The organism is Kribbella swartbergensis, from assembly GCF_054784135.1.
This window is the reverse complement of sequence record NZ_BAAGPM010000017.1, coordinates 646,168-667,171: the sequence shown is the minus strand read 5'-3', so window position 1 is coordinate 667,171 and position 21,004 is coordinate 646,168. Positions and strand designations below refer to the sequence as shown.

Below are 21,004 nucleotides of genomic sequence, written 5' to 3'. Positions count from 1 at the left end.
CGGGGGACGGCCCCGCTTAGAAACCCTCACCGTTGTCAGGGAGCGCCGGCCAGGGCCACAGCGGCCCGACCATTCATTGGTAGAGTTTTGGGCATGTGCGCTGGTGCTTCCGTGACTCGTCCCCGCCGTTTCGCTGACGGCGTTGGGACAGTCGGTAGATAAATTCCACGGTTCCTCGCCGCCGGCTTCCTGCCGGGCGGCTGCCTCGCGTTGCCCGGCCCCTGCCATCCCTCAGGAGCCGCCGCATGTACCCACCCAAGCACCCAAAGCCGACCGCTCCGCGCGTCGGACCCGCAATCGTCTACTTGATCGTTGGCCTTCCCGGCGCAGGAAAGACAACTCACGCGAAGGAACTGGAGGCCAGCGCGTCGGCCCTCCGGCTGACGCCAGACGAGTGGCAGCTCATGCTGTTCGGCGATCAAAACCCGCCAGACAAGCGTGACCTCGTTGAAGGCAAGTTGATTCAGCTCGGCATGCGGGCCGCCGAGCTGGGCACCAACGTCGTGTTCGACTTCGGATTCTGGGGCAAGGACGAACGATCGGCGCTCCGTTGGATCGCCGGCACTGTCGGCGCGCGCAGCCAAGTCATCTACCTGCCGATAGACCACGAGGAACAACGCAGGCGTGTCACCAATCGGTTCGCAACTACGCCCCACCAAACGTGGCACATGAGCGACGTTGAACTGAAGCAGTGGCGGGCTCAGTTTCAACCGCCGGACGACGAGGAACTGCAGGGTGCTGAGATTCCACCAGTCCCACCAGACCACGCAACATGGTCGAAGTGGGCCTCGCTACGCTGGCCATCCCTGCCTGACCAGTACGCCCCCGCCGCCGCCAACTCGAGCGCAGGCGAGTGACGATCCGACTTCCACACCAGGCAGCACCGGCGGGATTTTCACTGACCAGCGCGGCGTTTGGTGGATCCGGTGACTTCGCCGGGGCGGAGGGCGCGCGTGGTGGCGTCCTCCTGGGCCATGCGGCGCAGAGCGTTGAGCATCGCGTCGCCGAGGGCGCCGATCATGACCACGGCACCCGCCCGCTCGTCCGTGCCTGCACGAGCCAGCATGAGATCGACCTCTGCCTCGGCCAAGTCGTGCGCCGCTGCGGCGTACTGCTCGATCAGCCCGACGACGTCGTCGTAGCCGAGCCGCTGAAGGCGCTCGATCGTTGCCGCGAGCACCGATCGGGCCGGATGGTGGTCACGGACGTGCCAGCCGAGACGATCGAGCAGCTCCTGCACCAGTGCGACCGTCTCCGGAGCCAGCGCCTCCTCCCGTGCTGCCGACTCGCGGACAAGGGCGTACTGCACCAGGCCAAGCGTCACGAACTCGTCGCTCTGTTTCGCCTCCAGAGTCCGAAACAAGTTGCCGACGGCGGCAATCGACATGCCGCCCACTTCGACCAGCGTGCGGATCAGCGCGAGGCGCCGGACGTGAGAGTCGTCGTACATCGCCTGGTTCCGGCTGGTGAACTCTCCAGGCGGTAAGAGCCCTTCCCGGATGTAGTACCGAATCGTCGGAATCGGCACCGCAGAACGCTCACTGAGCTCGGTCATCCGCATGCAAAGGCCTCTTTCTACGAACTCCTGACGTCGGCGACTATACGGAACCCCGCGCTGTCAACGCGCCGCCGTCGACCGAACCGGATGCGTGAGCAACGCACCCAGATACCAGCGGCCTTCATGGGGTACGACGTTCGTCGCCGCCGGATCGAGGCCTGTGTGCAAACGACGTACGACGCCGGTCGCCTCCAGCACCAGGATCGCGCCGGTCAACGGATCATCCTCGTTGACGAACAGGGAGTTCGGCAGCCGGATCATGACATGGCGGCCGAGCGCCGTCGACAGGATCAGGTCGTCGAGCGCCGGCGTCCGGTCGTACAGCGCCACCAAGATCGACCCATCGGCGTCGCGGTTCAGGCCATCGGGAACGCCGGGCACGTCGTCGACCAGCACATCGGTCCGCCGTTCGCCGATCGAGTACCGCAGGATCCGGTAGCGGGTCGACTCCGCAATCCACACCGCCGTCTCGTCAGCGGTCAGCGCAACCCCGTTCGGAAAATAGAGGCCGTCCAGCACCTGTTCGGTCAGACCCGTGCGCGCGTCGTACCGCAGCAGCCGACCAGCGGCGCGCCCGTCCACGAGATCAGGCACCAGGTACGACGGCACATCGCCAAGCGTGGCCGTGTTGTAGCGGAAGCTCGAATCGGAGAACCAGACAGCGCCGACCGAATCGATCACAAGGTCGTTGGCGAAGAGGATCGGCCGGCCGGCCGCCTCGTCCGCCAGCAACCTCACCCTCCCGTCCGGATCGACGGCCTGCAGCCCCCTGCCATGGTTGGCGACGATCAGATTCCCACGCCGGTCGAACGCCAGCCCGAGCGGCCGCCCTCCGACGTCCGCGAAGGCCTCGATCGACCCATCCGGCCGGATCCGCCGGATCATGCCGTGCCGATCGCCGGTGTACACCACCCCGCTACGGTCGACGGCGATGTCCTCCGGCCCATAGGGCGCATCGACCGTGACCGCGGTCGCGTTGACCGACGATCGCCGATCGACCCCGAAACCTGGGCCCGGCCGCCAACCCTCGGGATCGAAGTCCGCGACCGGTGGCGACACTACGACCAGCAGAACGCCGAGGGCCAGCGCGCTTGCCAGCACGATCGCGCCGACACCAACCACGACAGCCCGCAGGACTCGGCGCAGACTCACCGCGCCACTTCCATACTCGCGTCAGCCCGGCGCTGCCCGGGCAATGACTTCCCCGCGCTCGCGACGATGATCGCCAGCAAGACCGCGACAGACACCACGTCGAAACCCTGGATGAACCTGCTGGCCTGCTCCTGCGCCTCCGGCCGCGAAAACGTCAACAACAGGGCCGCGCCTTTCGCCACGATGACACCGGCGGCTATCGGGATGCGAAGGTCGGGCCGAAACGCAACCCACACCAGCGCCGCACCCGCGAGCAACTGGAACACGCCTCGGTGCTGCAGCAGCGTGAGCACCATCGGATCCGGATCAACGATGCCGTAGGACTCCAACTGCTCCTGCCTGAACAGCACCGTCACAGGCACCGCGGTGAAGACCCCAATCCCGACGAGCGCGACACGTGTAGCGATCTCAACAACCCGATTAATCACAGCAACTCCAGATGTAGTGTGAAGTGATACTTCACGCTACACGCCAAGCTGTCTCTCCGCCAGAGACTCGGGCCCTACCGTCCCGGCGGCCGGTGGTCTACGCGTTCAAAGGCCGGGCAGCCCTACGCGTTCGGGAGGGCCTTGGTCCGAGAAGGTTCCGCAGCGCGGCCGTCATCGCCGCGACGATGTGGCGGTGGGGGTCGATGGGGTCGACGGTCACTCGAGGGCGCGGGTCAAGGCTTCGATGACGGCGATTCCGCGGGACCAGTCGCCCAGCTGATTGGTGAGGTAGGCGAAGCCGAGTTTTGCGTCGGGGTCGGCGAAGGCTACTTGGCCACCGGCGCCGTCGTGGCCGAAGGAGGTCGGGGACAGGTACGGCTGCCAGTCGGACGGGATCATGACGCCGGCGCCCCAGGCCTGGTACGGCGGCGGTCCGGTGACGAAGCGTGGTACGCCTACGCTGCGCGGCTCGCGAAGCGCTTTGACCATGTCGTCCCCGATCAGCCGCACGCCGTCGGTCGGTGTGACGGTCGCCGACCAGATCTTGGCCAACCCGCTGGCCGACGCGATGCCGCTCGCCCCGGCCAGCTCCGCGGCATGAAGTCGCCGGCTGTTGAACGACTGCGGTGTGATCCCGCCCAGAAAGGTCGCGGCGCGCTCGGACCAATCAATCGATTCAGGGTCGCCCATCGGAGCCTCCGGCGGCGGTGGATCATCTCGCCGGGTGTCCCCCGCGTGCTGGTCGCCGGAACACTGCTCGTATTCGCCTTCAGCAGCGAGGTCATCGGCGTCGTAGCAATGGTCAGCGGAGCACAGGCAACCTCGCGCTCGGGCGTCGTCGTGGCTGTGGGTAGCCTCGGCTCCCTCGTTGGCGGCGTACTCTATGGCCTGCGCAAGCGCCATCGCGCCCAGCTACGCCACCTGATGCTGTTCGTCGCGATCGGACTGGCCACCCTTGTGGTCGCTCCCAACCCGGGCGTCCTCACCGCTCTGCTGTTCTGCTGGGGATCCGCCGTCGCTCCAGCGATGTCCCGGCTGCTCGAACGGCTGTCCGCAGTGACGCCGCCCGAGTCCGCGACCGAGGCATTCGGCTGGATGAGCGCTGCATTCGCGGCAGGAATTCGGCGCGCGCGAAAGTCCATGTCAGCAGGTCGCAAGAACGTAGCCACACATCGTCACGTGGGCATAGTCAGGTCTGGCCCGATGCGCGCGGACCTCCCCAGGTGTCGTCAACTCCAGCATCTCCCCGGTCGTCCGATCGACAAGTCCGGTCCTCTCGTCCGATACCAGAACTGGCCTCCCCCGCCTGAGCGGGCACGCGAGCCCGCCGGGCAGCGTTGGAGACCGGCCGTACGCTGCGCAGCCGAACGCAGTACGAGACTACGAGCGGGCCGCAACCGCCAGACGTGAGTGGACGACAGCGGGTCCCGATGCCTGAGGCGACGGGACCCGCCTGCCGAATTCAGGGAGTCACTGAACGACGCCCAGGGCGTTGACGATGCCGTCCCCGTAGAAGGAATTGAAGTCCACCGTGCCCGAGCAGGTCGCCGTGAACTCCGCGGAGCGGCCCTCGCGCTCGTAAGACTGCACGCCTCCTACCGGGCAGGCGTGGTTTGTGGCGGTGGACATCAGGAGCGAACGGACCGTGTCGGGCGCGAGCCCGAAATTCGCGGCCGCCGTGCCCGTGCCGTGGGCGCCCACGGCGAGAGCGGCGACCCCGCTGGCGTGCGGAGCGGCCATCGACGTGCCCTGGTACCAGGCGTAGTAGGAGCACGTCGCGGTGTTCTCGTTCTGCTTGCCGTTGTCACAGGCCTTGAGAACACCGTTGGTGCGGCCGAGCTTGGTGACGTTGCCGTTCTTGTCGACCTCCCCGGTGTCCGTGAGCGACACCAGCGGTACCGAAGACAGGATCAGGTTGCCGTTGGTGCGGTAGGAGTCCGTGCCGAACCCGTCGCGGTACCAGCCGCCCGGGGCCGACAGCTCGATCTCAGGCGACAGGCCGGTCGCGTAGTTGGAGTAGTCCGCCTTGGTGCCTGACGGGCCGAGTGATGAGATACCGAGGACGTGAGGCCCCTCGACCGGCAGGTCGTAGCAGGTGGCATTGTCGATGGTTCGCGCGTACGGCGTGTTGTCCCACGGGTAGGCCGGGTTGTCGTAATCGGGGCTCGACAGATCCTGGCGGGGCTTGGTCAGATCCTCGTGGTTGTTGCCGAGGGCACCGACGAGGGTGACGCCCCTGCCATGGGCGTAGTCGAGCGCGCGATTCATCGCCTCGATGATCGTCATCTGTTCGGCGACAGCCTGGGGGAACGCGCGATCCTGCGGGGCGCCGCCCACGCAGTTGTAGAGCCACGGGTCGACGTAGAACGACATGTTGACGACGTCCAGGCCGTTGTCGCCGGCGTAGGTCAGCGCGTTGGCGACCGGGCCGAGGAAGAAGTAGCCGCTGTCCTGACCACCGCGGATGTTGACCAGGTCGGCCTGCGGCGCGACACCGCTGACCCCCAGGCCGTTGAGTGCCGCGCCGATGGTGCCGGCGACGTGCGTGCCGTGCCCGTTGTCATCCTCGTTCGCCGGGTCGACGCAGCCGGCCTCCTCGCAGGGCCCGTCGATCGCCGGGATGTCGGTGGTGAAGTTCCGCGACAACGTGGCGTCGAAGTTCGGCGCGATGTCGAGGTGGTCGCCCTGGACGCCCGTGTCGAGGATGCCCACGCGGACCTTGTCCCCCTGCTCGACGGCGTGCGCCTCGATCGCTTGGATCATCTCCATGCCCCAGAGCAGCCCGTCGAAGGGGTCGTGGTCCGCCGGGGCCGGCGGAACGCCCTTGCCGGTGCCGTTCGCCCGGCTCCGGTCGAACATGTGTTCCTGCTCGACCGGGTCCGGACCCTTGGCCCGCTGTGGAGCGGTGCCGATGGCAGCGTCAGCCGTGACGCCTTGCACCTCGGCAAGGGCGCCGGCGCTCTCGCGGAAACGCGCGTCGGACGATCGCGCGGCGACCAGCCCGATGGCCGCGTTGACGTGGGTGACAGTGGCGCCAGCTGAGCGCAACCGCTGCGCGACGGCCTCGGCCGAGGCACCCTTCTTCGCCAGCACCAGGTAGCTGGTTTCCACCCCGTTCGCCGTCACTGTCCCTGAGTCTGTCGAAGCCGTCGCCGCCATGCCGGTCAGGTACGCCGCGACCATCGCACCGGCGAGCGCCGTCGCGAGCAATCGTCCTCTACGCATCGTAATGACTCCCTTCGCGTGCGTGACCGCGTTGCCCCACACGAGACGCAACCTACGACCCGACCTCGCCCTGCGGAAGGTCCAACAGGCCACCTTCTACGAGGGAATGCGGGCCGGCACTCAAGTCCCGAGACAGCCTCGTCCGGTGCGACGGCCAACAGCTCCCCCGGTGACTGGCGGATCATCACGCTGCAGCTCTTGCTCCCCCTCGATCGAGAGTGGCCGCAAGGCTTAGCCATCATCAGATGTCTGGCACCTCGCCGGAGCCGCTGATCAAGGCCACGATCGTCGTACCTCTCGCAAACCCGTTGCGGGCCACTTGGTCGAACACTGCGTACATCATCTTCGCTTCGTACACCCAGTCCAGACGCAGACCGTGCCGCGCCTCGAAGTCGTCGATGAATTGAACCAGCTCACGAGTCCGCTTCGCGTAGCCGCCGAAGTGGTAGTCGCACTCGAGCCGCCAGAACCCGGTACGCGCGCCATATACCTGCCGTTGCAGCCCAGCGATGTCGTCCTCGAGGAATGCACCACCTTTCAGGACCGGAATCCCGATCACCAACTGGCTGGGCCGCGCACCGGCAGCCACTCCGGCGAGCGTCCCTCCGGAACCGACCGCACAGAACAGGACGTCGAAGGACGGGTCCAGCTCCGCCGTCAGTTCGGCGCAACCTCGTACGGCATCAGCGTTGCTGCCGCCTTCCGGGATGAGATAGAAGTCGCCGAATTCCTGATGCAATGCATCGATGACGGCGTCTGAGGTCTTCGCTCGGTACGTCGCGCGGTCGAGGTACGTGAGCCGCATACCGCGCGAGACGGCGTACCGAAGCGATGAGTTGAGCGGCAGATGCTCCTCACCCCGGATCACGCCGATCGTGCTGAAACCGCAGTAGTACCCGACGGCAGCGGTCGCCCGAATGTGATTCGAATACGCCCCGCCGAAGGTCAGCAGAGTCTCGAAGCCCAACTCCTGAGCAGTCGCGACGTTGTACTTCAACTTCCGCCACTTGTTCCCAGGCACTTCCGGATGGATCAGATCGTCCCGCTTCAGCAGAACCCGCACCCCTGCGGCAGTCAATCGACCGTCGTCAATCTCGACCACCGGCGACGGCAACCGAAGCCCCGCAATCAGCCCATCCTCCACCCCGCCAGCATGGCACGACACCACGATCCGCCCGCCTCGCAGCCCGCCACCCGGAGCACCGTTGCCGCTGAACTGTTGTGGGCAACCTTGCGAGATGGGTCTCCCCGATCCTCGGTCTTTTCCTGATGACGTTGCACGAGGCACGTATCGGTATACGGAGCGGCGAGCCGAGGCGATCGCGAACGTTTGGTGGAATAGCCTCTGGTAACGAGATGACTGAATTTGAACGCTGGCTCGGCGCCTTCGACGCCGCATGGCGAGCGCCCGAGAATTTGGCCAAGCTTGAATGTCCTGCTTGCGGACACCGCTGCCTCATCTTGGTTTACGTGGTGGACGGAGTGGATGACACTCAAGGCGTGTCCTCCTTCTGGTGCGGCCAGTGCCTCCGGGGACTGCCGCCTCAAGTTGGTGCTCTGCCCGATGGGCTGGCGGGAACCCTGCGGCGAGAAGCCGAGGTCCCCAACTATCGCTTGGTCGTCGATGAATGACGTGACCTGGAGGTCGAGCCAGCGCCTCTCACTGCCGGACGCGGGGCACAGCAGCGAAGTGTTGCAGCGAGTTCCGGCTCGTGACATATGACCGCTGGCTGCTACTCCGGCACCGCCGGCACCGGTCGCGACGAGCAGATGCTCGACAGGCTGCAAGAATTCGGCTCGTATCGTCTACCGAAGTGGGGCCTCATGGCATCCGCGATGTCTCTTCAGTTGGGCAAGCATGAGGTTCTGGCGCGACGCTGGAGTGAGCCCTGGGCTGACGTCGTGGTCCTTGAGCGGCTGGCCAGGGGTGGGGGTGGCACCCGGTGGTTCATGGTGCGGTCGGCTGAGGAAGTCAGGGAGGTGTACGACGAGCTTCGGGCCGGCAGCCGGGTGTCTTTCTACTTCGACGGCGGAGTGCACATCAGCCAAGATGACGAAGGTACTCGCCAGCAGATGTTCGACGAAGTGACGTCAACGGGAGAAATCATTCTGGGATACCCCAATGAAGCCGATGTCGTCTTGAACATGGACATCATCAGCGGGCCGAGCGAACTCACCGAGCACTTGATCCACCACACCGGAGGTGAACGGATCGTCTGGGGCACCTTGCCGGCTCCCCTGAACGACGGTCACAAAGCCGTGACCGTTGACCTGGTCGACGCAGACGGAATGTTGCGGACACATCCCCATTAGATGTTCGGTTCAGTCATGCAGGAGGCCCGACCGATCCCACTCTCGTGTCGCCATTACCGCTGGAGAGACTGGGACGCGGGCGAACGCGCGGCGCCGGAGGAAGGCGGCCTGGAGTTGGGCGAGCTCGAGGATTCGGAGCGATTGACCGCCCTGGCGGAGCAAGGGTTCAACTGGGATTTGCGGCACTTCCGGATCGCATTCGACGAGCACGGCATGTACGACGTGATCTGTCGGCGCGTACGGATCGAGTACGAGCCCCGTCGACCCACCACGCGGGCGGATAGCGCTACGCCCCAGCGCCCGGTTGGCTATTACGCCTCAGTGTTCTCCTGCCCGTTCGACGATCGGGTTCTCTTGCTCGCGGTCAACGCCGTGGAGCCTCGGCTGGTGCTGGAGTGCATGGCATGCGGGCGGGTATACGAAGTCCCGGGACGACCTCGACCGCGTTCGTCCCCCGCAGCCGAACGGCACACCCCACAGCCAGCCAGCCCGCCTGACGAGCCGCAATGGCTGGAGTCAGTTCCGCCGATCGGCTGACCACGGCAACCTCCCACCGGACTGAACGCGTGAAACTCACTCCTCACTGCTCCCTCCGGCGTGACGATGGAAATCCCTCACCCAAGACACTGCGAGGAACAGACCCGCCGCCCTGCTACATCGCGCTCGCCCGTTCGCGCCTCTTTCGAGTCGTACTCAAACCTCGAAGTGCCGACGTGTGGTTGAGCTGCGCCGCCGTGGCGGGCGGCGCCATGGCGATGGAGCCATGGCCTTGATGCGACAACTCTCGTGATGTACTCCGTTCAAGCTGAACGCGCCTACCAGGAGCTGGCTGCGACGGGTGTCCTTCGTACCGATCCGTCTTTGCCTGGCCTGAGTTCGGCCGAACCATACGGCTGGATGCTGGGCCAGTTGAATCGGGTCTCGGGTTGCTGCGACGGGATGGTGTCGCTGTGGGCTCGGGTCTCGTGGCGTGACCTCCTGTCGGAACTGCGGATGGCGCACGGTGCAGTCTTGCTGACGGCCGGATTCCGCGGGAGTGGGTTCTGCTCAGCGCCTTCGATGACTGGCACGTTCCCCTCAACCGTCGCTGTACGTGCCGTTCGCCGCTGGACGTGGCTTCGGGATTGGCCTCCCGCTATGGGCCTGGCGCCGCCGGGGTGGGTGTGCGGGATTCGCTGCTCAGGTCGTGTACTCGATGTGCAGGAGAGGCGCTCCCGGCTGGAAGCTGTCGAAGGCCTGTGCGGTGCGTCTGCCGGTGCCGTTGACGACCACGGCGATCGCGTTTCCGCTCGCCCATCCGCTCCGGTTGACGATTTCCTGGATGACAGGCTGGAGATCCGGCGTCTGCTGGTCCACGCCGCGTTCTCCGACGACGGCCCAGTCGGGGGGCGTCCACGACACGGTTGCGGTGGTGCGCGGTCGCGAGGAGACGTCGTTCGTCGCAGCCGTGTAGGTGACGGCATTGTCGGCCGCCTCACCGTTGATGGTGAGCGAGGAGGCACCCATCGACACTTCATCGACCTCGAACTGCACGTACGCCTTCGTGATGGTCGCGCCCCGGGGTACGTCGACAGCGGTGAACCGGATGCCGACGACCTGGTTGGCCGAACTGCTGGTGCCGTCGAAGGTCAGTTCGAGATCGCTGCTGGTGAGATCGGGGATGCCGGTGGAAACGCGTTCCTCGGCGTCGTCGGAGCTGCCGGCCACGGGAACGTCGACGGCCTGCGCCGAGGCTGTTGCCTGCACAGTGACGGTCACCTCGTCCGAAGCGGAGAGAGCCGAGTCGTCTGCCGTAAGCCGCAGCAGGTACGTGCCAGCCTCCGAGAAGGCGGCGGTGGTGTCGACCGCGTTGGCGTTGCCGAAGCCCACTGTGCCGGGACCGCTGACCTTCGACCAGGTGCTGGTCACCGTGCCGGGCGGATTCGGTCGCCCGTCGTCACTGACGGTTCCATCGAGGTTCGCTGCGTTCGGCAGAGCGATGGTCTGGTCCGGACCCGCACCGACGACCGGCGCGACGTTGCCGACCGTCGAGAGGTTCGCGGAGATCTCGTAGATCTTGCCGTCGTTCTCGGTCGGGGCCGAGTCGTTGTCGATGCCGCGGTCGACCACATAGAAGTTGGACGCACCCGACCCGTTGCTCGCCGGTGCGACTGTGATGCCGGCGGCCTTCACGCTGTTGACAGAGCGCATGTCGATGACGTTGACCAGCGCCCCCGCCTTCGTGATCTCGTAGATCGCCCTCGAGCTGTGATCGACGACGACGAGGTGGTCGCGCACCGCGTCGTACGCGATGCCCTCGGGGTCACGGGCGCCGTACTGCCCGACGTCGAAATTGCCCAGGAACGTGCCGCTCGCGGTGTACCGGTAGACGTCGGTCGCGACACCGTCGATGACGTAGACGTCGCCGTTGGTCGTATCGATGTCCACTCCCTCAGCGTCCTTGTTGCCGATCGACCTGACGCTGAAGTTCCTGACCACATCGTCGGAGGTCCAGAGCCGGCCGTCGGTGCCGGGGCGGGTTTCGAAAATGCGGTCGGCGTCGTCATCCGAGATGTACATGCGGCTGTTGGTGCCGTTGAAGCCGGCCCCGGTGGGCTCGTTGCTGTATCCAACGGTGGTGCGTGTGGCCTGAACCGCGCCGACGAGGGTCGACTGCCAGAGGTTGACGCCCTGGTAGATCGGCATCTCCTCGACCTCGGAGTCGCTCACCAGGAGCCGTCCGCTGCTCGGAATGTACGCGATGCCCGCCGGGTCGGGGCTCGGCGGGTTCCACGCCGAAGTGTCGATAGTGCGGACGAGGGTAGCCGTCGTCGTTGCGGTACTGGCCAGCTGCGCAGCGGTCAACGAGACCTGCACCACGCGACCGAGCGTGTGTCCACTGCCGCCGTCGGCCACGTACAGGTCATGCGCGGCCGGCTTGTCGGTGGGGTCTGCAGTAGGAGCGAAGGTCATCGACCGGAGGTCAGCGATGCCGACGTTGCCGATGTCGTACGTCGCCGCCACGTTGCCTCCCGGATTCAACCCGTACAACCGGCCGGCCGAAGTGTCTGCGACATACGTCAGCCTGTCCTCCGGGTTGTAGGCGAGCCCTCTGAGGTTCTTCGCGTCAAGCCCGCGCAGTGTGGTGTGGCGGGCGGCCCCGGGGTTCGCACCGGCCGGCAGGGTGACGATCTCCCCGTCGGCGGTGTCCAGGACGGCCAGGTTTCCGGAGGGGTCGAGCGTCAGCCCAGCCGGTTCCTGGACACGCAGCGGTGCCGCATCGATGCGCCTGACCGCCGAGGCGCCGGTGAGCGGCACGGATACGAGCTTGCCGCCTGTCAGCGTCGTGAGCCCGCGCTGTGACGGGTCGAATGCCGTTGTGGTGCCGTCGATCGACACAGGTACGTCGACCTCGCCGACCTTGTCCCCGGCGGTCGAGGCCCGGACGGCCCTGGCGGTCGTCCCCTTCTCCTCGAGGACGACCAGCATCCGGTCGGACGGAGAGTAGGCGACGCCGTTTGGCCGGTCCAGACCCAGCTCGCTCGTGTAGATGGAACGGATCTCCCGGGCCTCGTACACGACGGGTGCCGCATCCGCGGCCGTGGCAACGAGGAAGGCCCCGAGAACCGCGCACGTGCCGACCAGGACTGAGCCGAGTTGCGGATGTGGCACTGACGGCCCCCTCATTGCACGCGCTCCACTTGCCGAGGCGTTCCGCCGGCCTCGGCTCCCACCATCATCATGCGTTTCGGTCCCGCGTAGGTCGGCACAAAGTGCGACAGCGCACTACGTCGAATGCATGAGACCTTGCCGCGTCGTGCCCACGGCGACCTGTTCGAGGATGGGCCGATTCACGAGCGCGAACATGCACCGGTGCCTGCGGAGTCGGCGTGCGGTGGAGTGGGGAGCAACGCGTTGATGTATTCCTCGATGTTCGTGTAGCCGTCGCGGTCGCGGTCGCGGGCCGAGTCGTCGGTGTTCGCGTCGAGTCCGCGCCGGGTCTCCCACTCGTCAGGCATTCCGTCGGCATCGGTGTCTGCCGCGGGAGTCCCCGGGGTCAGGTCCGGCCATCCGCCGACGTCGGCAGGGTCGTCGATGATGTGACCCGTCCCGTTGCGTACGTCGGCGATGATTCGCCGATCGACGCTGTCCAGCCGCGGTGCCCGGCTGCCTGCGCCGGCGAGTACGTCGTCGTACGCCTGCAAGGCACTGGTCGTGGCCACGGGCGGCGCGGGAGCCGCCGAGGAGACGAGCCACCTGTTCGCATCGGCGTTCAGGCGCGCCGGCTGACCGTTCGACCGGAGATTCCCCGCCGCGCACAACGGCATGCCGGAACCCTCGGGGTAGCCACGGATCTCGGGTACGTCGAGCGACGAGTCCCGGCCTGGCTTGTAGAAGTTGCCGACGACGTTCATCCCCGGCGAGTTGCGCTTGTCCGACACCAACGTGGCGACCGTCCCGTAGTCGTAGATCACGTTGTTGCGGATGTCTGCGACCCCGGCGATGGACACCTCCGGATTGCGCCGCATGTTGTGCGCGAGCAGATTGTGGTGGGCGGTGATGTTGCGCGAGTCGTCGCCGGAGAGGAACAGCCCGCGCGAGTGCTCCCCACTGTAGTGACGGGAGTGCGACAGACCCTCGGCGATGATGTTCCACGAGATCGTGATGTCGGCGCTGTGGTCGTACGTCGTGAGCACCTCGTCGGTGGCCCAGGACAACGAGTTGTGGTCGATCACGACCCGCTTGGCGCCGTCGGCGAGCTCGAGCGGGATCGCAGCGTCCACCTTCTTGTGTGGCCCCTGGCGGAGTCGCAGTCCGCGAATGACCACGTCGTGCGTGTTGACGTCCAGGAGTCCGGAATCCTGTGAGCTACGCATGCGCAACGCTATGCCGTCACCGGGCGCGGTCTGACCGGCGATGGTGACATAGGGGTCCTTGATCCGGATGGATGACGCCAGCTTGATGGTGCCGCCGGTGTCGAAGACGATGATGCGTGGTCCGCGCGCATTGAGTGCCTCGCGCAGGGTGCCGGGACCGGAGTCTTCGAGGCTGGTGACGTGCAGAACCCTTCCGCCACGTCCGCCAGGGGTGCTCGCGCCGAAGCCCTGAGCACCGGGGAAGGACGGCTGGCCGGCATCGCGTGTCGACAGCGCCTGCGTCACGACCCCTGCCGCGACGATGACCAGAACCGCGGCAGCCACGACGAGAGGTCCCCGGGTCCTCCGGGGCCTGCGATGCCGCGGGACCATGCCGGCGGGCCGTGGCACGAGCCGCTGCGCGGTAGCTTTCGTCAACACCAAATGTCAGTTCTCCAGCCGACTGAGGAGATTGTCGAACCTGGCGAAACGGATGCCGTCATACATCTGCAGCAGCCAGGCGTGATGCATCCGGTGGACGACGCGCGTACCGGTTGCAGGCTCTCGGCAATGTGACGTATCAGGAGTCACCACCCCGCCTGAGGTCGCGAAGGTTCGACCCGCCTAGCGTCGGCACTGCCAGCGGAGAGGGCGGACGCCATGGGGGCAGGACGATGCGCGCTGTCGTGACCGGTGCGGCCGGGTTCGTGGGTTCGCACCTGTGCGAGTCGCTGCTGATCGATGGCTGCGAGGTCGTCGGGATCGACGCGTTCACGGACTACTACGACCCTCGGTACAAGGAGGCGAACGTTGCTCACCTCCTCGGCTGGGATCGTTTCGTGCTGCATCGCGTGGCGCTGCAGCACGCCGCGATCGCGTCGCTCTTCGAGGGTGCCGACGTGGTCTTCCACCTGGCTGGGCAGCCCGGGGTGCGGCCGTCATGGGGCGAGCGGTTCGCGACCTATGTCGACCACAACGTGCTGGCCACCCAGCGGCTTCTCGAGGCCGTCCGCGACGTCCGGCCCTCGAAGCTGGTCTACGCGTCGAGCTCGTCGGTGTACGGCGACGCCGAGGCGTATCCCACTGCGGAGACGCTCCGGCCGCGCCCGATATCGCCGTACGGCGTCACCAAGCTTGCGGCGGAGCATCTGTGCGAGCTGTATCGCGTGGCGTACGACGTGCCGACCGTCTCGCTGCGGCTGTTCACCGTGTACGGTCCGCGGCAACGACCGGACATGGCCTTCTCCAGGCTGATCACCGCTTCGCTCCATCAACGGACGTTCACCGTGTTCGGCGACGGGGAGCAGACGCGTGACTTCACCTTCGTGGGAGACGTGGTTGCCGCGTTCCGGGCCGCCGCACGATCGTCGTGGACCGGGGTCGCGAACGTCGGCGGCGGCAGTCGCACCTCGATGAACGAGGTGGTGCGGATCGTCTCCGGACTGCTGGGGCAGGTGGACGTCATCCGCCGTCCCGCTCAGCGCGGCGACGTACGCCATACGGCCGCCGACTGCACTCTCGCGCGCCGACGGTTCGGATTCCGGCCCACCGTCGGTCTCGATGAGGGGTTGGCTCTCATGGTCGAGGCGGAGCGGACGGCGGGATCGGTCGGGGTTGGATAGGGGCATCGGTTCACGTGACAGTCGGAGTCACCTCGCGCGTCTCATCGGCCGCAGTTGGCGGCGGCGTCGCCGGAATAGCCCGGCGGCGATCGTCGCGTGCTCTGGGCGGACTGCTGGTTTGCGGAGACGTGCTGGCGTTCGTCGCCCTGTCGGCACTGATCGGACTGCCTTCGGACGCGATGCACTTCCTCGTCCTCATCGCCACGATGGCGGGCTGGGCGTCCGCGGGCCTCTATCGTTTCAGGTGCTCGCTGTCCGTCCTCGACGACCTTCCCTGGCTGGTCAGATCGGTACTCACGGCGATCGCCGTGTCGTCCGTGTTCAGCTGGCTCGTCGATCGCGACGACGTCCAGCGCGGGGCGGTGACCTATGCCTTGGGCTTCGGCGCGGGGGCATCGCTCGTACGCGTCGCGACGTACGCAACGGTGCGCCGGCTTCGGTCCCGCGGGATGCTCCTCCAGCGGGCGATCGTGGTCGGCGCGGACTCTGATCGCCGGCGACTTGTCCGCGACTTCGCCGACCATCCTGCGTACGGGTTGCGAATCGTCGACCGTGGCAAGGGCGGCCGGTCCGGAGCGGCACTCGACGGGTACGGCGATTCACCGGTCGACGCCGTTGTGGTGGTACTTGGCACTGATCCCGGGCCGGACATGCTCGACCTGGAACGCACCTGCGGCGAGCGGGGGCTCGACGTCTACCTCGCTCCCCCCGCCGGGACGTGCGCCACGAACGACAGAGTGTGGCGCGGGCGGCTGGTGCGCCTGCAGCCGCCCGCGTCCTGCCGGCCTTCGTGGCGTGTCAAGCGGATGCTGGACGTGCTCCTCGCCGGTGTCGCGCTGGCCGTGCTGGCGCCGCTCCTGCTGACGATCGCGTTCGCCGTACGCATGGCAATCGGCCGCCCGGTGATCTTTCGTCAGGAACGGCTGGGTCGTGGCGGCCGGCCGTTCATGATGCTGAAGTTCCGGTCGATGCACCCGGCGGACGAGACGGAGTCACACACCCGATGGACGATCGTCAACGACGATCGGGTCGGACGAGTCGGCCGGCTCCTGCGCGCACTGTCGCTGGACGAACTACCTCAGCTCGTCAACGTCCTGCGTGGAGAGATGTCGATCGTCGGTCCGAGGCCGGAGCGCCCGTTCTTCGCGCAGCGCTTCGCCCGGGAGATCTCCCGCTACGACGACAGGCACCGCGTGCCCGGCGGACTCACGGGGTGGGCGGCCGTGCACGGCTTGCGTGGCGACACCTCGATCGAGGACCGGGTGGACTTCGACAACGACTACATCGAGAACTGGTCGCTGTGGATGGATCTCAAGGTCATGGCGCGCACCGTGCCCGCCCTGATCCGGCGGTCGGAGCCACCTCCGGCATCGATGTTTGTCGTACCTCAGGACCGCCCGAGGCCGCGGTAGATCCATCCCGCGCGACGCCAGGCGTCGGCGTCCAGCGCGTTACGGCCGTCCACGATGTACTTCTGCGCGACGACCGGGTCGAGGATCGTCGGGTCCATCGTGCGGAATTCCGGCCACTCGGTCAGGTGCAGTACCACCTCTGCGTTCGTGCACGCCTCGACGGCCGAGTCGGTGTAGGCCAGGGCCGGGAACAGCCGGCGGGCGTTGTCGTTCGCCCGTGGGTCGTACACGGTGACCTGGGCACCCTGGCGACCGACCTGGCCGGCGACGCCGAGCGCCGGTGAGTCCCGGACATCGTCGGAGTTGGGTTTGAACGCGGCGCCGAGGACTCCGACGCGCCTGCCGGCCAAGGAACCGCCGCATGCTTCGCGGGCAAGGTCGACGACCCGGGTCCGCCGGCGCAGGTTGATCGCGTCGACCTCACGGAGAAACTGCAGCGCTTGGCCCGCACCCAACTCGGTCGCGCGAGCCATGAACCCCCGGATGTCCTTCGGCAGACAGCCGCCACCGAAGCCGAGGCCGGCATCGAGGAACCGGCGGCCGATGCGGGAGTCGTAGCCGATCGCATCGGCCAGCCGGACCACGTCGGCGCCGGCACACTCGCACAGCTCGGCCATCGCGTTTATGAACGAGATCTTCGTGGCGAGGAACGCGTTCGCGGCGGTCTTCACCAGCTCGGCGGTCGCCAGGTCGGTGACGAGGAACGGCGTACCTGCCGCGATCGGCTTCGCGTAGACCTCGCGCAGGACCCGCTCGGCACGCTCGGAACGCACGCCGACCACCAGGCGCTCCGGTCGGAGGGTGTCATCGACGGCATGGCCTTCGCGGAGGAACTCCGGATTCCAGGCGATCTCCGCGAGCGGGCCTGCCGGTGAGCGATCGGCGATCCGCCCGGCCAGCCGCTGCGCGGTGCCGACCGGAACGGTCGACTTGCCGACGACGAGGCACTCTCGCTCGAGATGCTGGGCCAGTCCGTCGACGGCAGCATCGACGAAGGTCAGATCGGCGGCGTCGTCGCCCTTCCGCTGCGGCGTGCCCACACAGAGGAAATGCACCTCGCCGAAGGTCGCGGTCTCCGCAAAGGAAGTCGTGAAGCGCAGGTTGCCCAACTCGACATGTTTACGCAGCAGCGGCTCGAGATCGGGCTCGTAGAAGGGCAGTCGTCCGCTGGACAGCGCGGCGATCTTCTCGGCGTCGACGTCCATGCCGAGCACCTCGAATCCCAGCTCGGCCAGACATGTCGCCTGGGTTGCCCCGAGATAGCCGGTGCCCAGCACGGTGATCCGATCCGTCACGTTCCCTCCGTTCGCGACACGGCTGACGCAATCTTCACCTCGCGCGCCGTGGTGGCCGTCCCTCGATCGACGTAGCTCGGCGTACGTCGGCGACGCGGTGCCCGAGTGTCCGGCGGAGGCTAGCGTCCCCTTCGATGAGAGCTACCTGGCCTGCCGCACCACCGACCGTCGTGCCCGGATCGGCGTTACCCCCACAGCCGGCACCCGAACGAGTGAAGGTGCTACATGTCATCACCCGGTTCTTCGGCGGTTCCGGCGGCAATACGCTGCTGTCGGCCGCGGGGATGGACGAGAAGCGCTACGAGACATGGGTGGCAGCCGCGCCCGGCGGACCGCTGTGGGAGCAGGCGCGGCAGGCAGGCGTCCGAACTGTCGAGCTGCCGCACCTGCGCGAACGCATCTCGCCGCTGCACGACCTGATGACCCTGTTCGGTCTCGTCAGGCTGATGCGCCAAGAGCGTTTCACAGTCGTGCACACACACTGCGCCAAGGCCGGTCTGCTCGGCAGGCTCGCCGCACGCCTCACCCGAGTACCGGTGGTGGTGCACACGTTCCATGCCTTCTCCGCGCACGATTTCATGAGCCGGGCGCGCCGAACGGCGTACCTTCTCCTCGACCGGCTGACCCGGCCGCTCGCTCATCAGTACGTTGCCGTCTCACCCCGTATAGCGCGCGAGGCGGTGGAGCGCAGGATCGTGCGGCCCGGATCCATCACGGTGGTCCCTTCCGCGGTCGACCTGGACAGGATCCCCGGGCGCATCGACCCGTCGGTGCGGCTCGAACTCGGCATCCCGAGCGATGCACCCTTGGTGGGAACGGTGGGCCGGTTCTGCCGGCAGAAGGCGCCACTCGACTTCGTCCGGATGGCGGCCTTGGTGCACCAGGCGCGCCCGGACGTCCGGTTCGCAATGGTGGGCGATGGGACGCTGGAGAGCGCGCCGCTGGAGCAGGAGGCCCGCGAAGAGGCGGACCGCCTCGGGGTTGCCATCGACTTCACCGGGTTCCGCGCGGATGCGCCACGGATCGCGGCCGGGTTCGATGTGTTCGTGATCTCCTCCCTGTACGAGGGGCTCGGGCGAGCACTCACCGAGGCGATGGCCTCCGGCCGCCCGGTGGTCGCTACCGCCGTGAACGGAGTCCCTGATCTCGTGGAGCCGGGGTCCACCGGCCTCCTCGCGGATCCTGCCGACCCGGCCGGGCTGGCTGCCGGTGTCGTCTGGCTGCTCGACCATCCGGAGCTTGCCGAGCGGATGGCGCAAGGGGGCCGCAGCCGGGTGCTCTCATTCTTCGGCCAGGCGACCATGTGCGCCCGCCTCGACGATCTATATGCGCGGCTGCTCGGTCTGCCGGAGCCCGTGACCGAACCCGCGCCTCAGCAGGTCGTACGGCGCGATGTCGTCGACGCGTCCACGCCGCTGTCGGGGCCCGATGGCGCGCACCGGCGCTGACTGCCGGTACTCGCCGGAGGCTTCTCATCCGTTCGACGTAGTCAGGGATACGCTCTCGCCCTCATCCCAGCCGTGGGCAGTGTTCCTATGTTCGAGCCAGAGGCACCAGGTGCGCCGTCTGCTCGTCCAAGGGAAGGACAGCGATGGGATCCGACCGCGAAGTCGCCGGCAGCGTCACGCCGGGCCGGCCGACCGGGAACCTGTCGCGCCGGGCGTCGCTCAACACTCTCGCGTCCGGACTCGACTTCGCCGCCCGCAGCGTGGTCGAGTTGGTGCTCACCCCGCTGCTGGTCGCCGGTCTCGGTGCCTACCTCTACGGCACGTGGCGCGTGCTGTGGCAGTGGACCGGATACGTCTGGGCAACCAGCGGCCGGTCGTCGCAGGCGCTGCAGTTCGCCGTCGCGAATCGGCAGCACGTCGCCGACGACCAGGAGAAGCGAGGCTACGTGGGCAGTGCGGTCGTGGTCTGGCTGCTGTTCCTTCCAGTGCTGATCGGTGTGGGCGCTCTCGGCGTGTGGCTTGCCCCCGTGGTTCTGCGGGTCCGGTCCGATCTGGTGTCGGAGGTCCGCTGGGCGGCCGCGCTGCTGGTTATGGACGCGATCGTGCTCACGGTGCTCAGCTCCTCCCGCTCCGTCCTCCAGGGCGAAAACCTGGGCTACAAGCGGATGGGACTGTCCGCTGCGCTGATCGTGGTCGGGGGCGGGTTCACGGCGACCGCGCTGCTGCTGGGTACCGGCATCGTCGGTGTGGCGGCGGCGAATCTGGCCGGCACAGTACTGACCGGTGTGCTGTTCTGGTCCATCGCCCACCGGTACGTACCGTGGTTCGGCCTGGCGCGACCGGCGCGAGCGACCGTGCGGTGGTTCCTCGGCCTGTCCGCCTGGTTCCTGGGCTGGAAGCTCGTCATCCAGTTGATGACCGCCAGCGACGTACTGCTCCTCGGAATGCTCGCGTCGGTGAGCCTGGTCACCGTCTACGTCATCAGCAAGTTCGTGGCCGAGTCGCTCAACCGGCTCCTCGTGGCGGTCGTGAACGGCGTGACGCCGGGCCTGGCCGGGCTCGTGGGCGCGGGCAAGCACAGCAGGGCGATGCAGGTGCGGAACGAGCTGATGGCGATGAACTGGCTGGTTGTCACCGTCGTCGGTGCCTCCATCCTGCTGTGGAACGCTTCGTTCGTCGGCGTGTGGGTGGGCGCGGAGCACTATGCGGGAGCGTCGGCCACGCTGCTCATCGTCGTGATGGTCGGGCAGTTCTGTTTCATCCGGAACGACGGTTTCCTGATCGATGCGACGCTCGATCTCCGGGTCAAAGTGCTCACCGGTGCGGCGTCCACGATTGTGTCGATCGGGCTCGCCGCTGCCCTTGTCGGCGTCTACGACCGTGGAATCGTCGGGCTGTGCGCGGGAATCGTTGCCGGGCGCATGGTTCTGACGCTGGCGTATCCCTGGCAGGTGGGCCGGTCTCTCGGCTGTCCACTCTCCGCACAACTGCACGGGATCCTGCGTCCCGCAGTGACGACGGTGGCGCTGTTCGCCGCCGCACTGGCGGTGCAACCGCACCTGGCGACGGAGTCGTGGCCGATGCTGATCGCCGGCGCTGCCTGTACGGCCGGAATCCTCACCGTGGTGGCAAGTCGGGCGGGGTTGTCGGCGAGTCAGCGGCGGCGCCTGGTCGCCCGCATCCGAACCGTGCTCGGGCGGACTCGAGGATGAGGCC

The 21,004-nt window shown here is 67.2% G+C and carries 17 protein-coding genes; 8 read left to right on the top strand and 9 right to left on the bottom strand.

What is annotated here, in order from left to right; all coding sequences use genetic code 11:
- Window positions 1-245: 245 nt before the first annotated feature.
- Entirely contained in the window at window positions 246-857 is a 612-nt protein-coding gene (locus tag ACYVOK_RS15055) for an AAA family ATPase (RefSeq protein WP_460663012.1), read from the top strand.
- Between the two features lie 38 nt (window positions 858-895).
- On the opposite strand, the gene ACYVOK_RS15050 is transcribed toward ACYVOK_RS15055, so the two are convergent.
- From ACYVOK_RS15050 to ACYVOK_RS15025, 6 genes are all read right to left on the bottom strand, one after another.
- Window positions 896-1,561 (bottom strand): MerR family transcriptional regulator, encoded by a 666-nt coding sequence (locus ACYVOK_RS15050; protein WP_460663011.1) that lies wholly within the window; start codon window positions 1,559-1,561, stop codon window positions 896-898.
- A gap of 57 nt (window positions 1,562-1,618) precedes the next feature.
- Window positions 1,619-2,710, bottom strand: coding sequence for an SMP-30/gluconolactonase/LRE family protein (locus ACYVOK_RS15045; protein ID WP_460663010.1), 1,092 nt, complete (start codon window positions 2,708-2,710; stop codon window positions 1,619-1,621).
- On the bottom strand, window positions 2,707-3,138 hold the full coding sequence (locus ACYVOK_RS15040; RefSeq protein WP_460663009.1) for a hypothetical protein: 432 nt from the start codon (window positions 3,136-3,138) through the stop codon (window positions 2,707-2,709). Before ACYVOK_RS15040 ends, ACYVOK_RS15045 begins: the two co-directional genes overlap by 4 nt.
- Window positions 3,139-3,354: 216 nt before the next feature.
- Window positions 3,355-4,041, bottom strand: a complete 687-nt coding sequence (locus ACYVOK_RS15035; RefSeq protein WP_460663008.1) for a serine hydrolase — start codon at window positions 4,039-4,041, stop codon at window positions 3,355-3,357.
- A 567-nt stretch (window positions 4,042-4,608) separates the two neighbouring features.
- Entirely contained in the window at window positions 4,609-6,363 is a 1,755-nt protein-coding gene (locus tag ACYVOK_RS15030; protein ID WP_460663007.1) for a S8 family serine peptidase, read from the bottom strand.
- A gap of 241 nt (window positions 6,364-6,604) precedes the next feature.
- Window positions 6,605-7,651, bottom strand: a complete 1,047-nt coding sequence (locus ACYVOK_RS15025) for a 1-aminocyclopropane-1-carboxylate deaminase/D-cysteine desulfhydrase (RefSeq protein ID WP_460663006.1) — start codon at window positions 7,649-7,651, stop codon at window positions 6,605-6,607.
- 68 nt (window positions 7,652-7,719) lie between these two features.
- On the opposite strand from ACYVOK_RS15025, the gene ACYVOK_RS15020 reads away from it, so the two are divergent.
- From ACYVOK_RS15020 to ACYVOK_RS15010, 3 genes are all read left to right on the top strand, one after another.
- Window positions 7,720-7,995 carry a hypothetical protein gene (locus ACYVOK_RS15020; RefSeq protein WP_460663005.1) on the top strand — a complete coding sequence of 92 codons (276 nt, stop codon included), beginning with the start codon at window positions 7,720-7,722 and terminating at the stop codon, window positions 7,993-7,995.
- Window positions 7,996-8,082: 87 nt separating this feature from the next.
- Window positions 8,083-8,676 carry a hypothetical protein gene (locus ACYVOK_RS15015; RefSeq protein WP_460663004.1) on the top strand — a complete coding sequence of 198 codons (594 nt, stop codon included), beginning with the start codon at window positions 8,083-8,085 and terminating at the stop codon, window positions 8,674-8,676.
- Window positions 8,677-9,213: a hypothetical protein gene (locus ACYVOK_RS15010; protein ID WP_460663003.1), complete on the top strand. Its 537-nt coding sequence runs from the start codon at window positions 8,677-8,679 to the stop codon at window positions 9,211-9,213.
- A 642-nt stretch (window positions 9,214-9,855) separates the two neighbouring features.
- Here ACYVOK_RS15010 and ACYVOK_RS15005 read toward each other — a convergent pair.
- Together ACYVOK_RS15005 and ACYVOK_RS15000 are read right to left on the bottom strand one after the other, a co-directional pair.
- The gene (locus tag ACYVOK_RS15005) at window positions 9,856-12,342 is read right to left on the bottom strand and encodes a PKD domain-containing protein (RefSeq protein ID WP_460663002.1); all 2,487 of its coding nucleotides are present in this window, start codon (window positions 12,340-12,342) and stop codon (window positions 9,856-9,858) included.
- 164 nt (window positions 12,343-12,506) lie between these two features.
- Window positions 12,507-13,856 (bottom strand): pectate lyase family protein, encoded by a 1,350-nt coding sequence (locus ACYVOK_RS15000; protein ID WP_460663001.1) that lies wholly within the window; start codon window positions 13,854-13,856, stop codon window positions 12,507-12,509.
- 329 nt (window positions 13,857-14,185) lie between these two features.
- On the opposite strand from ACYVOK_RS15000, the gene ACYVOK_RS14995 reads away from it, so the two are divergent.
- Window positions 14,186-15,133, top strand: a complete 948-nt coding sequence (locus tag ACYVOK_RS14995) for an NAD-dependent epimerase/dehydratase family protein (RefSeq protein WP_460663000.1) — start codon at window positions 14,186-14,188, stop codon at window positions 15,131-15,133.
- Window positions 15,134-15,261: 128 nt separating this feature from the next.
- Window positions 15,262-16,545, top strand: a complete 1,284-nt coding sequence (locus ACYVOK_RS14990; protein WP_460662999.1) for a sugar transferase — start codon at window positions 15,262-15,264, stop codon at window positions 16,543-16,545.
- Here the strand turns inward: ACYVOK_RS14990 and ACYVOK_RS14985 are convergent.
- Window positions 16,521-17,840: a UDP-glucose dehydrogenase family protein gene (locus ACYVOK_RS14985; protein ID WP_460662998.1), complete on the bottom strand. Its 1,320-nt coding sequence runs from the start codon at window positions 17,838-17,840 to the stop codon at window positions 16,521-16,523. The genes ACYVOK_RS14990 and ACYVOK_RS14985 overlap by 25 nt on opposite strands.
- 134 nt (window positions 17,841-17,974) lie before the next feature.
- Here ACYVOK_RS14985 and ACYVOK_RS14980 point away from each other — a divergent pair, with 134 nt between their 5' ends.
- Together ACYVOK_RS14980 and ACYVOK_RS14975 are read left to right on the top strand one after the other, a co-directional pair.
- Window positions 17,975-19,288, top strand: a complete 1,314-nt coding sequence (locus ACYVOK_RS14980) for a glycosyltransferase family 4 protein (RefSeq protein WP_460662997.1) — start codon at window positions 17,975-17,977, stop codon at window positions 19,286-19,288.
- 143 nt (window positions 19,289-19,431) lie between these two features.
- Window positions 19,432-21,000 (top strand): lipopolysaccharide biosynthesis protein, encoded by a 1,569-nt coding sequence (locus ACYVOK_RS14975; RefSeq protein WP_460662996.1) that lies wholly within the window; start codon window positions 19,432-19,434, stop codon window positions 20,998-21,000.
- Window positions 21,001-21,004: the final 4 nt, after the last annotated feature.

What these genes read in the sequence shown, in the direction of transcription:
- ACYVOK_RS15055 (WP_460663012.1), top strand. Translation starts at nt 246, where the DNA reads ATGTACCCACCCAAGCACCCAAAGCCGACCGCTCCGCGCGTCGGACCC.
- ACYVOK_RS15050 (WP_460663011.1), bottom strand. Translation starts at nt 1,561, where the DNA reads ATGCGGATGACCGAGCTCAGTGAGCGTTCTGCGGTGCCGATTCCGACG.
- ACYVOK_RS15035 (WP_460663008.1), bottom strand. Translation starts at nt 4,041, where the DNA reads ATGGCGCTTGCGCAGGCCATAGAGTACGCCGCCAACGAGGGAGCCGAG.
- ACYVOK_RS15030 (WP_460663007.1), bottom strand. Translation starts at nt 6,363, where the DNA reads ATGCGTAGAGGACGATTGCTCGCGACGGCGCTCGCCGGTGCGATGGTC.
- ACYVOK_RS15020 (WP_460663005.1), top strand. Translation starts at nt 7,720, where the DNA reads ATGACTGAATTTGAACGCTGGCTCGGCGCCTTCGACGCCGCATGGCGA.
- ACYVOK_RS15015 (WP_460663004.1), top strand. Translation starts at nt 8,083, where the DNA reads ATGACCGCTGGCTGCTACTCCGGCACCGCCGGCACCGGTCGCGACGAG.
- ACYVOK_RS15010 (WP_460663003.1), top strand. Translation starts at nt 8,677, where the DNA reads ATGTTCGGTTCAGTCATGCAGGAGGCCCGACCGATCCCACTCTCGTGT.
- ACYVOK_RS15005 (WP_460663002.1), bottom strand. Translation starts at nt 12,342, where the DNA reads ATGAGGGGGCCGTCAGTGCCACATCCGCAACTCGGCTCAGTCCTGGTC.
- ACYVOK_RS14995 (WP_460663000.1), top strand. Translation starts at nt 14,186, where the DNA reads ATGCGCGCTGTCGTGACCGGTGCGGCCGGGTTCGTGGGTTCGCACCTG.
- ACYVOK_RS14980 (WP_460662997.1), top strand. Translation starts at nt 17,975, where the DNA reads ATGAGAGCTACCTGGCCTGCCGCACCACCGACCGTCGTGCCCGGATCG.
- ACYVOK_RS14975 (WP_460662996.1), top strand. Translation starts at nt 19,432, where the DNA reads ATGGGATCCGACCGCGAAGTCGCCGGCAGCGTCACGCCGGGCCGGCCG.